Source organism: Akkermansia sp. UNK.MGS-1 (assembly GCF_000980515.1).
GTDB classification, from domain to species: Bacteria; Verrucomicrobiota; Verrucomicrobiia; order Verrucomicrobiales; family Akkermansiaceae; genus Akkermansia; species Akkermansia muciniphila.
The window spans coordinates 25,603-37,923 of sequence record NZ_LBCB01000007.1 but is presented as its reverse complement, the minus strand read 5'-3'; the positions used below and the strand labels follow the sequence as shown (position 1 = coordinate 37,923).

General features: G+C 55.9%; 11 protein-coding genes. 8 read left to right on the top strand and 3 right to left on the bottom strand.

The features are described 5' to 3' along the window. The 8 genes from WW58_RS03070 to WW58_RS03035 form a co-directional block, all read left to right on the top strand. On the top strand, positions 1 to 880 hold an 880-nt coding region (locus tag WW58_RS03070; protein WP_046435318.1), incomplete at its 5' end, for an ATP-binding protein. Positions 881 to 911: 31 nt separating this feature from the next. After that, the gene (gene carA / locus WW58_RS03065) at positions 912 to 2,030 is read left to right on the top strand and encodes a glutamine-hydrolyzing carbamoyl-phosphate synthase small subunit (RefSeq protein WP_046435316.1); all 1,119 of its coding nucleotides are present in this window, start codon (positions 912 to 914) and stop codon (positions 2,028 to 2,030) included. Positions 2,031 to 2,185: 155 nt separating this feature from the next. Continuing rightward, the gene (gene gmd / locus WW58_RS03060; protein ID WP_012420289.1) at positions 2,186 to 3,253 is read left to right on the top strand and encodes a GDP-mannose 4,6-dehydratase; all 1,068 of its coding nucleotides are present in this window, start codon (positions 2,186 to 2,188) and stop codon (positions 3,251 to 3,253) included. Position 3,254: 1 nt separating this feature from the next. Continuing rightward, complete coding sequence (locus tag WW58_RS03055) at positions 3,255 to 4,343, top strand: GDP-L-fucose synthase family protein (RefSeq protein WP_022197684.1); 1,089 nt, start codon at positions 3,255 to 3,257, stop codon at positions 4,341 to 4,343. A 26-nt stretch (positions 4,344 to 4,369) separates the two neighbouring features. Beyond that, positions 4,370 to 5,695: a Na+/H+ antiporter NhaC family protein gene (locus WW58_RS03050; protein WP_022197685.1), complete on the top strand. Its 1,326-nt coding sequence runs from the start codon at positions 4,370 to 4,372 to the stop codon at positions 5,693 to 5,695. 110 nt (positions 5,696 to 5,805) lie between these two features. Next, complete coding sequence (locus WW58_RS03045; protein WP_022197686.1) at positions 5,806 to 7,053, top strand: hypothetical protein; 1,248 nt, start codon at positions 5,806 to 5,808, stop codon at positions 7,051 to 7,053. Positions 7,054 to 7,152: 99 nt separating this feature from the next. Further along, the gene (locus tag WW58_RS03040; protein WP_022197687.1) at positions 7,153 to 8,073 is read left to right on the top strand and encodes a type I phosphomannose isomerase catalytic subunit; all 921 of its coding nucleotides are present in this window, start codon (positions 7,153 to 7,155) and stop codon (positions 8,071 to 8,073) included. A gap of 147 nt (positions 8,074 to 8,220) precedes the next feature. Next, the gene (locus tag WW58_RS03035) at positions 8,221 to 8,952 is read left to right on the top strand and encodes a peptidoglycan recognition protein family protein (RefSeq protein ID WP_012420284.1); all 732 of its coding nucleotides are present in this window, start codon (positions 8,221 to 8,223) and stop codon (positions 8,950 to 8,952) included. A 246-nt stretch (positions 8,953 to 9,198) separates the two neighbouring features. Here WW58_RS03035 and ispF read toward each other — a convergent pair whose 3' ends face one another. From ispF to WW58_RS03020, 3 genes are read right to left on the bottom strand one after another with little or no spacing between them, the layout of a single operon-like run. Then, on the bottom strand, positions 9,199 to 9,708 hold the full coding sequence (gene ispF, locus WW58_RS03030; protein WP_094139367.1) for a 2-C-methyl-D-erythritol 2,4-cyclodiphosphate synthase: 510 nt from the start codon (positions 9,706 to 9,708) through the stop codon (positions 9,199 to 9,201). A 26-nt stretch (positions 9,709 to 9,734) separates the two neighbouring features. Continuing rightward, positions 9,735 to 10,499: an inositol monophosphatase family protein gene (locus WW58_RS03025; protein WP_046435459.1), complete on the bottom strand. Its 765-nt coding sequence runs from the start codon at positions 10,497 to 10,499 to the stop codon at positions 9,735 to 9,737. Positions 10,500 to 10,527: 28 nt separating this feature from the next. Then, positions 10,528 to 12,321: a transglycosylase domain-containing protein gene (locus tag WW58_RS03020; RefSeq protein ID WP_046435313.1), complete on the bottom strand. Its 1,794-nt coding sequence runs from the start codon at positions 12,319 to 12,321 to the stop codon at positions 10,528 to 10,530.

Here is a 12,321-nt window from a genome sequence, read left to right as displayed (position 1 = left end):
GGCGGGCATCCATTCCGGGGACTCCGCCAGCATGATTCCCGCCATGGGCATTTCCATGAAAATGCACAAGGAAATCACGCGGGCTTCCAAGGAGCTGGCGCGCAAACTGAACGTCTGCGGGCTGATGAACATCCAGTTTGCCGTAAAAGACGAACAGCTTTACGTCATTGAGGTGAATCCGCGCGCTTCCCGCACCGTGCCGTTCGTCTCCAAATCCATCGGAAGGCCCCTCGCCAAGCTGGCCGCACAGGTCATGGCCGGCAAAACGCTGGCGGAACTGGGCTTTACCCGGGAAATCACTCCGGAATACTATTGCGTGAAGGAAGCCGTTTTCCCATGGGGCCGCTTCCCGGGCATCGACGTGGTGCTGGGGCCGGAGATGAAATCCACCGGAGAGGTAATGGGCATTGATCCCGACCCGGACATCGCCTTCGCAAAATCCCAGGTCAGCGCATTCAATCCCCTGCCGACGGAAGGCAAAGTCTTCATTTCCGTGAATGACCGGGACAAGGAACGGGTGCTTCACATGGCCCGGCAGCTGGCGGACATGGGATTCACGCTGTGCGCCACGCGCGGCACGATGATTCACCTGCTCCAGCACGACATTGAATGCGAACGCGCCTACAAAGTCAACGAGGCGCGCCGCCCCAACATCGTGGACCATATTAAAAACGGGGATATTGATTTCATCATCAACACCCCCGGCTCCCACGACGCGCGGGCGGACGACATCATCATCCGTTCCTCCGCCATTGCCGCCAAAACCTCCTATTGCACCAACCTGGCTTCCGCACAGGCCTGCGTGAATGCCATTGAGGCGCTGAAGAACAAAAATCTTCAGGTGTGCACTATTCAGGAGTACCACGCCCAAAACCTTTAATCCCGCACCACCTAAGCATACTTACATCACCATGAGAGCCATTCTCGCACTGGAAGACGGAAGCGTCTTCATCGGTTCGCACTTCGGGGCCACGGGCACGGAAGTGGGGGAAGCCTGCTTCAACACGTCCATGACCGGCTATCAGGAAGTATTGACGGATCCGTCCTACAGCGGCCAGATCGTCACCATGACTTATCCTCTGATCGGCAATTACGGCGTCAACCCGGAAGACGGGGAATCAGGCAAAGCGCAGGTCAGCGGTTTTGTGGTGGCGGAACTGGCGAAAGTCCACTCCAACTGGCGTGCCACGGAATCCCTGGGCCCGTGGCTGGAAAAACAGGGCGTCATCGGCATTGAAGGGGTGGATACCCGCAAAATCGCCAAGCATCTGCGCTCCGCCGGAGCCATGCGCGCCTGCCTCACCACGGAGCTGACGCCGGAGGAAGCCGTGGAAGCAGCCAGAAACGCCCCCTCCATGGAAGGCTGCAATATCGTGGACAAAATCGGTTCCCACCCCATGACACCGGAGGAAGTGGACGCGCTGGTTACGGGAAAAACTCTGCCCCCTGCGGAATACGACATCGTCGCCTTTGACTTCGGCATTAAATACAACATCCTGCGCCAGTTGAGGGAAAACGGCTTCCGCGTAACCGTAGTTCCCGCCCACACGACGGCGGAGGAAGTGCTTGCCATGAACCCGGACGGCGTCTTTCTTTCCAATGGTCCGGGAGATCCCGCCACGCTGACGGACATTCACCGGGAAGTAGCTGCATTGATTGGGAAAGTGCCCATGTTCGGCATCTGCCTGGGCCACCAGATTATTTCCCACGCGCTGGGAGCGAAAACCTTCAAGCTGAAGTTCGGGCACCGTGGAGCGAACCATCCGGTCAAAGATTTGAAAACAGGCAAAATCAGCATTACGTCCCAGAACCATGGTTTTGCCGTGGATCCGGACACCGTGCCGGACAACGTGGAAATAACGCTGATCAATCTGAATGACAATACCGTGGAAGGCATCGCCCACAGGACGCTTCCCGTATTCAGCGTGCAATACCACCCGGAAGCGGCACCCGGCCCCAGGGATCCCCAGTATCTGTTCCGGGATTTCAGGAAAATGATTGCGGCCAGCAAGCGGCAACATGCCCGCTGACGGCTCTGCCCCCCCTTCCTATAGACCAGAGCATTTTCCTCGCCTCGCTGGGAAAAATGCGTTATTTATGCCCGGAGCCCATGAATTGCGGCTCCGGGAGAGGTTTCTTTTCATTTCATCAACCTCTCCCGCCAGCAAATAACCTGACACACCATATGAGCAAAATCGCATTAATCTCCGGCATTACGGGACAGGACGGTTCCTTTCTCGCAGAGTTCCTGATTGACAAAGGGTATGAAGTACACGGCATCCTGCGCCGGTCCTCCTCCTTCAACACGGGCCGCATCGAACACCTTTACCTGGACGAATGGGTGCGGGACATGAAGAAAAACCGCCTGATTAACCTCCACTACGGGGACATGACGGATTCCAGTTCTCTCATCCGCATCATCCAGACCGTGCAGCCGGATGAAATCTACAATCTGGCAGCCCAGAGCCATGTGAAAGTCAGCTTTGACGTACCGGAATACACGGCGGAAACGGATGCCGTGGGAACCCTCCGCATGCTGGAAGCCGTCCGCATTCTGGGCATGGAAAAGAAATGCCGCATCTACCAGGCTTCCACGTCCGAGCTTTTCGGGCTGGTGCAGGAAGTCCCCCAGAAGGAAACCACGCCGTTTTACCCCCGTTCACCCTACGGCGTAGCCAAGCAATACGGATTCTGGATTACCAAGAATTACCGGGAATCTTACAATATGTTTGCCGTTAACGGCATCCTGTTCAACCACGAAAGCGAACGCCGCGGAGAAAATTTCGTTACCCGCAAAATCACGCTGGCGGCGGCACGCATTGCCCAGGGCATGCAGGACAAGCTTTACCTGGGCAACCTGAACGCCCTGCGCGACTGGGGTTACGCCAAGGATTACGTGGAATGCATGTGGCTGATTCTCCAGCATGACACACCGGAGGATTTCGTCATCGCCACAGGGGAAATGCACACGGTCAGGGAATTCTGCACGCTGGCCTTCCGTGAGGCCGGAATAGAGCTGGAATGGGAGGGAGAAGGCGTGGAAGAACGCGGACGCGACAGGAAGACGGGCAATATTCTGGTGGAAGTGGACCCCAAATATTTCCGCCCTGCCGAAGTTGAACAACTGTTGGGAGACCCAACCAAGGCCAAAACCCTTCTTGGCTGGAACCCTACCTCCACTCCGTTTGAGGAACTCGTGCGCATCATGGTGCGCCACGACATGAAATACGTAAAAACTCCCGTTCATTTCTGAGATGAAAAAAAACAGCAGAATCTTTGTGGCCGGACACCGCGGCCTCGTCGGTTCCGCCATCTGGAAATCCCTGGAAAACAAAGGCTATTCCTACCTGATTGGCCGGACGCACAAAGAACTGGATCTGGAAGACCCTGCGGCCGTCCGGGAATTTTTTGACCGGGAAAAGCCGGAATACGTCTTTCTGGCAGCGGCGTTTGTGGGCGGCATCATCGCCAACTCCCGCTACCGGGCGGACTTCATCTTCCGCAATCTCCAGATTCAGCAGAACGTCATCGGGGAAAGCTTCCGGCATGGCGTATCCAAGCTCCTCTTCCTGGGGAGCACCTGCATCTACCCGCGCGAAGCCCCCCAGCCCATGAAGGAAACCGCCCTGCTCACCTCCCCGCTGGAATACACCAACGAACCCTATGCCATTGCCAAAATAGCAGGGCTGAAAATGTGCGAAAGTTTCAACCTGCAATACGGCACCAACTACATCGCCGTCATGCCTACAAATCTGTACGGCCCCAATGACAATTTCCACTTGGAAAACAGCCACGTGCTGCCCGCCATGGTACGCAAGATACACCTGGCCAAGTGCCTGATGGAAGGAGACTGGAACGCCGTGCGGAAAGATCTGAACGCGCGCCCAGTGGAACAGGTGGACGGCACGGCTGAAGAAAAGGAAATCCTGGCCGTGCTGGCCAAATACGGCATTACCCCCGGTTCCGTGGAACTGTGGGGTACGGGAACTCCCCTGCGCGAATTCCTGTGGAGCGAAGACATGGCGGACGCCTGCGTCCATGTGATGGAGCAAGTGGATTTCAGCCAGCTGCAAGAAGGAGGAAGGGAAGTGCGGAACTGCCACATCAATATCGGAACCGGGAAAGAAATCTCCATCGGCGGACTGGCCCGCCTGATTGCCGCTACGGCAGGGTACCGGGGAAATCTGGCGTTCAACGCAGACAAGCCGGACGGCACCATGCGCAAGCTGACGGACGTCTCCAAGCTGCACTCCCTGGGCTGGAAACACCGGGTGGAGCTGGAAGAGGGAGTGGAACGCATTTACCGGTGGTATCTGAGCCGGATGGAAGCCGACGGCAACTGACTTTTCGGCCAGCTCCCCTCACTCCAATGACCAGCCCCCCGGACAACCAGGATACGCCCCCCGCCAAAGCCAGCCTGTGGGCACTGAGCCCCCTGCTGGTTTTCTTCCTGCTTTACCTGGTCATCTCCATAGCCGTACAGGATTTTTACGCCGTGCCGGTCACGGTAGCCTTTATGGCGGCAGCTGTCTGGGCCGTTTTCATCACCCGCGGAAAAAGCATGGCGGAACGGGTGGATCTGTTTTCCTCCGGAGTAGCCAACCGGAACATCCTGATGATGGTCTGGATTTTCGTGCTGGCAGGAGCCTTCGCCCAGTCTGCCAGGGATATGGGAGCCATTGACGCCACCGTGCAGCTTACGCTGCGGCTTCTTCCGGACAATCTGCTGTTTGCCAGCGTGTTCATCGCCTCCTGTTTCATCTCCCTCTCCGTAGGAACATCCGTAGGCACCATTGTCGCTCTGGCTCCCGTAGCCACAGGGCTGGCACAAGCCACGCAGGTCAGTGCCGGCATGATGACGGCCATTGTGGTGGGGGGAGCATTCTTCGGAGACAATCTTTCCTTCATTTCAGACACCACGATCGCCGCCACCCGTACGCAGGGCTGCGCCATGCGGGACAAATTCCGGGCCAACATAAAGGTGGCGCTCCCCGCCGCTCTGCTGGCCCTGGCCTGCTACATCCTGCTCGGATGGAACGTGCAGTCCCCCTCCACAGCGGATATCTCCATTGAATGGATGAAAGTATTTCCCTATCTGCTCGTGCTGGTGACGGCCCTGGCCGGAATCCACGTCATGGCCGTTCTGACCATGGGGCTCCTTGCAACGGGACTGATTGGCGTCGGCATGGGGTATTTCTCCTTCATGGCCTGGTTCCAAGCCATGGGCAGCGGCATGACCGGCATGGGAGAACTGATCATCGTCACTCTGCTGGCCGGCGGCGTACTGTCCATCATCCGTTTCAACGGAGGCATCGCGTATATTATCGGAAAAATTACGGCCCATATCCGCAGCAGGCGCGGCGCGGAATTCAGCATTGCCGGGCTGGTTTCCCTGGCCAACCTCTGCACGGCCAATAATACGATCGCCATCATCACGGCTGGCCCCATCGCCAAGGAAATAAGTGACAAATTCCATATCCCACCCAAACGCAGCGCCAGCATTCTGGACACCTTTTCCTGCCTGGTTCAGGGAGTCATCCCCTACGGTGCTCAAATGCTCATGGCCGCCGGAATCTCCCAGGTTTCTCCCCTGCTGATCATGAAATACCTGTATTATCCCCTGATTCTGGGCATCTGCTCCACCCTTGCCATTGCGCTGGCACCGGGAGGGACGGAAAGACGGGGGAAACGCTGAAAAGCCCATACGGAGAAAGGACGGCAAGGCCGCCTTTTTTGTTACCGACATGTTATCCCTGTTATCTTCATGTTACTCAACATATGGGATTCTTGTGCTATCATACATGCATGAGCCTTCATATAGAACCCACGGAAGACGCAGTGGAAACCCTGCGCAAGGAAAGGCGGAAAAATTATATTGCCGCATTAGCGACATCCATTCTCTCCGTCGTTTTGGCAGGAGCCATTCTCTACTCCCTGACCATCATCATCGCCCCTCCGGAAGAACCCAAAGTCGTCGGCTACATCACGCCGGACGATGCGCCGCCGTCGGATACGCCTCCGCCGCCGGAAGTACAGAGGGAAACTTCCTCTTCCTCCCATGCGGAGACGCCCGTCAAGGTCGTGGTGGCAGCGGCCGCCGCTCCGGTGAGCCTCCCCAAGATCGACATTGACCCGCCCGATGAACCTGTCATGCTGGAGGAGGGAACCGCCCTCGGCATGGGGGACGGCTTCGGCCCCGACCTGGGAGACTCCACCTCTGCTTTCGGTACGTCCCAACCCTCCGGAAGCACGCTGGTAGGGACCTTTTACGACACCAAGCAGACTCCTGGCGGACGTCCTACCAACATGAACATGAACCAGTACAGGGAGTTCCTTTCCCGCTTCGTGAACAAAGGCTGGAACGAATCGGAACTGAACCGTTTTTACAAGGCTCCGCAACAATTATACGCAGCCCAGTTCTACATACCCAGAACTCCCGCCAAAGACGCTCCCAAGGCCTACGGTTGCGATGACAAAGTAAAGCCTAGCCAGTGGCTCGCCATTTACCGGGGAAAAGTACGCGCCCCCAAGTCCGGCACGTTCCGATTCGTGGGACTGGGAGACGACTACTTAGTAGTACGGTTCAATAAACAGAATGTCTTCGACTACGGCTGGGAATCCGCTTCTCTGGGAAAAATGACGGCAAACAATGCCAAATGGCTTGATGCCATGGAAGGCAAACCCGGCAATGACGACTTGAAAAAGGAACTCCGGGAAGTGGGCATCAATGTCCCCCCCGTTACGTTCTACAAATACAGTTCTTCCGGGCACTGGAACAACACTATGCGCGGTGTGGCAGCCGGCAAGCAGTTCACGGTGGAACAGGGCAAGGTTTACCCCATTGAAATCCTGGTTAGTGAAGGTCCTGGTGGTGAATTCGGCATGACTCTTCTGCTTGAAGAAGTTGGAATGGCCCCCATGAGCAAGGATCCTAAAACGGGAGCTCCCATCCTGCCCCTGTTCCGGACCAACTACGGCGTTCCGAAACCGGACAAGAACAAGGAACATGTGCCATTTGACGAAATCGGCATTGTCTGGGAATCCATCAAATAACAGGCAATTCTCCGTCTTCCTCTCTCCATGCCCACAGGAAACCCTGTGGGCATTTTGCTTGCCCGTCCATAAAAGATATCCTACGCTTCCGCTACAACCATGCAGCCTTTTCGATTCCATTCCATCTACCAGCCGCGCATCTGGGGCGGCCAGAGCATGAGAACCATGCTGGGACGGGAACTGCCCGACCGGGAAACAGCTTATGGAGAAGCGTGGGAAATCAGCGACCGTCCTGAAGCCATGAGTATAGTCAAGGACGGCGAATGGGAAGGAATGCCCCTGCATCGGCTGTGGGAAGAACATCGGCAGGAAATTTTCGGTCCCGGCTACGAGCGTTTCCCCCGCTTTCCCCTGCTCTGCAAAATTCTGGATGCCCGCGAAAATCTTTCCGTTCAGGTGCATCCCCCGGAACGCACGGCGGCAGCCCGGCAGGGAGAAGTAAAAAATGAAATCTGGTATGTTCTGCATGCATCCCCAGACGCCCTGATTTACGGGGGAATGAAGGAAAACGCCACACTCCCGGACATCCGTCATGCGGCGGAAACAGGACAGATGGAGCAACTGATACGCTCCACCCATCTGGAACCGGGGGAACACCTTTACATTCCGGCGGGGCTGGTTCATGCCATTGGAGCCGGGCACCTCATTGCGGAAATCCAGCAGAATAGCGATACCACCTACCGCCTTTATGACTGGAACCGCACGGATGACTCCGGACGAGGACGGGAACTGCACCTGGAACAGGCATTGGATTCCATCGGGGAATTCCGGAAACTCAGCCAGCGCCCCGGATACCTGACGGAAATGCCGCATTTCACCACAAAGGAATACCGCCTGGATAAGGGAGAACGGTTTACCCAGCCGGACTCCTCCCGCTTTGCCGTCTTCACGGTCCTCTGCGGTTCCGTGCTCTGGGACGGGAAAACGGCCCGGAAGGGAGAATTCATTCTGTCCCCGGCAGGCGCGGATGCCGTCACCGCCGCAGAAGCAGATACTGTTCTGCTCTCAACAACGGTTTAAGCAAACCAATATGACAAAAAGAGCGAAGAATTCGGCACAATGCTGAAGCTTTCACACTTTTTCGTTGCAAAGAAGAAGAGCGAATCTTAGCGTGAACTTAACTTTTCCCGCATCCGTGCTGAAAATTCCCCATTCCCCGGCCTCCGTATGAGCAATATTTCCACCATCGCCACTTATCTTGCCCGCTTTTCCGGTCAGCTCCAGCCCATGCTGGAGAAAGTCCAGGGCATGGACCGCAGAACTTTTCTGCTGGAAACCGCCGCCCTGCTTGCCCTGACCAGTTGTTCGGAACCTTCCGGAAAAGCAGGAATGGCTCCCATGATCTCCTTTAAGCCCTCCGGGGTCCCCGTGGTGAAACGTTCTCCGCGCCAATTGCTGGCGGAATGTAACGTCCGGCCGATGTTCATGCCTAAATCTTCTCCGCTCCGCCGCCGTTCTTCCCGAATGAAGCCACGCTTCATCACCATGCACAACACGGAAAACCCGTCCGCAGACGCCATGCAGCATGCGCGCGCCCTGAATAACGGAGCTTTGCGCTGCAACTGGCATTATACGGTAGACCCGTACGTGACCATGCAGCATATCCCCCTGAATGAAACGGGACGCCATGCGGACCGGGGCGGCCCCGGAGACATGTACTCCATCGGCATTGAAATGTGTGAGAAGCGAGGACAGAGCATCGTCAAAACCTTTGACCGCGCCGCCAAGCTGGCGGCCTACAACATGTATGCCCACGATATTCCCCTGCGGAATGTCGTGCCCCATTACTACTGGACCGGCAAGCGTTGCCCCCACCTTCTGCTGGACAATGGCAAACCCGGCTTCAAATGGTCTTGGTTCATCTCCCGCGTGGATTATTATTACCGCTGCATCAGCTGATATCAGGCAACGCCTCTTCCCTGTGCAGGGAAATGGGTAATATTATTATGCAGCCAAAAACGGCTTTTCTGCCAGGGAACAGTTAAAAATTTCCTGTCATTTCATTAAAACTGCTTGGAAAAGGCTCCCCAAAAAAGCGCCATTTCCACCTGCCCGTTATTCCTGAAGCATATTCCTTGTTTAAAGCCCCGTACCGGCTTCCTTTTTTGAAAAAAGGCTTCCAGAAACGGAACCGGAGCATTCGCCTTACGGCATGGCCAAATCCTCCGGCATCAGAATAGCCGCTACGGCAAAAGCGGCAATGCCTTCCCTACGGCCCAGCGCGCCAAGCTGTTCATTGGTAGTGGCCTTGATGCCCACGCGGACCGGAGAGATTCCCAGAGCGGTTCCCAAAGCTCCCTTCATCTGCTCCAAATAAGGAGAAATGCGGGGAGATTCTGCAATAAGGGACGAGTCCACATTCACGATGCGACCTCCACGCTCCCGAATCAGAGAAACGGCTTTCGCCACAATATCCAGGGAAGGGATGTCCTTGCAGGCAGGATCGCCCGGCGGAAACCAGTAGCCGATGTCCGGCAACCCGGCAGCACCCAGCAGGGCATCCGCAATAGCGTGGCATAAAACATCCGCGTCGGAATGGCCGTCCAGGCCGCGGGAGGAAGGAATATGCACGCCGCCCAGCATCAAGGGGCGAGGAATCTCCGCAAAACGGTGAATATCATACCCGATCCCGGTCAAAGCGATCATGTTTTTCATACGGTACTGCGGCAATAATGTTCGGGTTATTCTCCCAGCGCCTCCATGATAGGGATGCGGCCGTTCCATGCGGCAATGGCGAACTGTTCCGGATTATCTTCCTTCGGTTCCAAAACAACCTTGCCGCCGGCTGCTTCCACCAGCAAAACCCCAGCGGCGACATCCCAGATGGAAATGACGCTTTCCACATAGGCGTCAAATCTGCCGCAGGCAATATAAGCCAGGGCCAGAGCCGCAGAACCGTTATTGCGCACCTTGCGTACCTGCCAAGCGATCCTAGCGAAGCGCTCAATCCCCTTTTCTTTGGAACCGTCCGTCTTGCCGTGCCCCACGAATACCACGGCTTCCGCCATGCGTTCCCGCTGGCTGCAATGCATGGGATGATCATTCATGTACGGAATCCCGCCCTTTTCCACATGCCAGCATTCATCCATCATGGGATCGTAAATCACGCCCAACACCACTTCCCCGCGGCGGCGCAAAGCTATGGAGACGCAGAACCAGGGAATCGTGTAAAAATAATTCACCGTCCCGTCAATGGGGTCTACAATCCATTCACACTCGCTGTTCCTGTCCCCGGTGTATCCTTCTTCTCCCAAAACAGCGTGGTTGGGAAACACGGAAAGAATTTCCTCCGTAATCAGTTTCTGGGAAAGCTTGTCCAACTCCAGCTTGATATCATTCTGGCTGGCTTCATCCACCTTCTTTTGCTCATAAAAATGCTTCTTCAGAAAAGCTCCGGCGGATTTGGCGGCCTGGATGGCCGTGGTCATTTCAAGTGAGTGTCTCATGATGCTTCTACTAATGGAAAATTGAACTTCATTGGGGGCCCTGCTCTGCAGCATTTTCCCGCTCCCGGCGTTCCCGGACAGCTTTTCTGCGGCCTTCCTCCGCACGGTCATACACCTCCCCGGCCAGGGAGGAACAGGTTTTTGCCAACGCCGCGGAAACCCCTTTCTTTTCATAGACGGCGGCCTCCGGAGAATCAAAGCCCACCCAGGCAAAAACCGTGAAATAACGCCCCATGACGGCGGAAAAATGTCCTGTATTTCCCGGAAGTTTGACATTGACGAAGGTTTTCCTGGTTCGTTCGTCGTAGCGGAAGGGAGGAAGGGACGCCACCAGGTGGGCGGATTCCCTAGGCAGGATTTCCCGGCGGCTTTCTTCCGGAGAGGGGGCATTCACCATCACCAGGTTCTTTTTGGTGGTGCCCACCTGCCTGACGGAGGAAATACTCACATTGAGCCCGTCATTGCCGATGAGATACAGGGCATTGACGGCATGCGAAAGAGGCACGGAAAACCTGCCGGTATACAAGTCCGAAGAACGGGGAAGTTCCCCTTTGTAACCGGCCTTTTGTGCCGTTTCTATTACTGTATTGAAACCTACCCCGCGGCCAGTGACTTCCGGATTGCTGCGAATAACGGTTCTACGCTGGTCGACGGCGCATAAATTGACGATGGGAGTGAACAGATCGCCGGGCATTACCCTGGACTGCCATCGGTCCAGACCGTCCTGGGCGGAGCGTCCCCCTGTTACGGCCAGCAACTCCCCTTTACGGGAATCCACACACAATATGGCCGCTTGCACACAACGATTCAACTGGTTGTCCACCCTTTTGGGCAACCCTGCCCACACAGAAGAAGATTCCAGAGCGGCCAGCATAGGCTCGCTTACATCTTCAACCATCCGCTGGAATTCCAAATCCAGCGTGGTCATTACAAAAATGCTGGAGGTTCCCTCCTGCTCGTCGCAGCAATCCAGGTCTCCCAACTCGCGGGAAACGACCAGAACGGGATAAGAACCGGGCCGAGCTTCCCGTTTACCGGCCACCGCCATCGGTTCGCGGAGCGCCTGCCATAATTGTTCCTGGGTAATGAATTCACACTCAAACATCCTTTCCAGCGTCGCATTGCGGACCTTGGCAGCAGCCTCCGGGCTGTAAACAGGATTGTAGATGGAAGGTCCGCGCACCAGACCGGCCAGGGTAGCGCACTCCGCCAGTGTCAGATCCGCCACTTTTTTGCCGAAATACAAATCCGCCGCCTGCGCAATCCCATAGCATTGCTGGCCAAAATAAATGCGGTTCAGGTAAGCCGTCAGAATTTCATCCTTGGAATACTTGCCCTCAATGCGGCGGGCCACGGCCATTTCCAAAACCTTGCGATCCAGGGTCTTCCCCCCCAGCTCATAACAATTCCGCGCCAGCTGCATCGTAATCGTGGAAGCACCCTGGGCATAGGACAACGTAGTCAGATTCCGGCAAATGGAGCGGATAATGGAAGAGTACACAATGCCGCCATGTTCGAAAAAGTCTTCATCTTCCCGCGCAATGAAAGCATTCACCAGATTATCGGGCAGTTCATTGCGCGCTACATACACCCGGTCATGATCTGTCAAGGTGCCTATCCACTGGCCGTTGCGATCATATGCGGCACAATTTTCCAACGGCGCCAAAACCTCGTCCAGCTCATACTGGTCCGCCCTCCATGCATAAACGAGAAGAACGATGATGAAAGCGATAGGAATGAGGCTGAACCACAGCAACAGACGGCCCAGATTGCGAGGCAGCAATCCAAACAGATCATACCATCTTTTACGCCTGTTCTCCAT

Bases quoted from the DNA above. Each gene is read 5' to 3' on its own strand.
- carA (WP_046435316.1), top strand. From the start codon at position 912: ATGAGAGCCATTCTCGCACTGGAAGACGGAAGCGTCTTCATCGGTTCG.
- gmd (WP_012420289.1), top strand. From the start codon at position 2,186: ATGAGCAAAATCGCATTAATCTCCGGCATTACGGGACAGGACGGTTCC.
- WW58_RS03055 (WP_022197684.1), top strand. From the start codon at position 3,255: ATGAAAAAAAACAGCAGAATCTTTGTGGCCGGACACCGCGGCCTCGTC.
- WW58_RS03050 (WP_022197685.1), top strand. From the start codon at position 4,370: ATGACCAGCCCCCCGGACAACCAGGATACGCCCCCCGCCAAAGCCAGC.
- WW58_RS03045 (WP_022197686.1), top strand. From the start codon at position 5,806: ATGAGCCTTCATATAGAACCCACGGAAGACGCAGTGGAAACCCTGCGC.
- WW58_RS03040 (WP_022197687.1), top strand. From the start codon at position 7,153: ATGCAGCCTTTTCGATTCCATTCCATCTACCAGCCGCGCATCTGGGGC.
- WW58_RS03035 (WP_012420284.1), top strand. From the start codon at position 8,221: ATGAGCAATATTTCCACCATCGCCACTTATCTTGCCCGCTTTTCCGGT.
- ispF (WP_094139367.1), bottom strand. From the start codon at position 9,708: ATGAAAAACATGATCGCTTTGACCGGGATCGGGTATGATATTCACCGT.
- WW58_RS03025 (WP_046435459.1), bottom strand. From the start codon at position 10,499: ATGAGACACTCACTTGAAATGACCACGGCCATCCAGGCCGCCAAATCC.
- WW58_RS03020 (WP_046435313.1), bottom strand. From the start codon at position 12,321: ATGGAGAACAGGCGTAAAAGATGGTATGATCTGTTTGGATTGCTGCCT.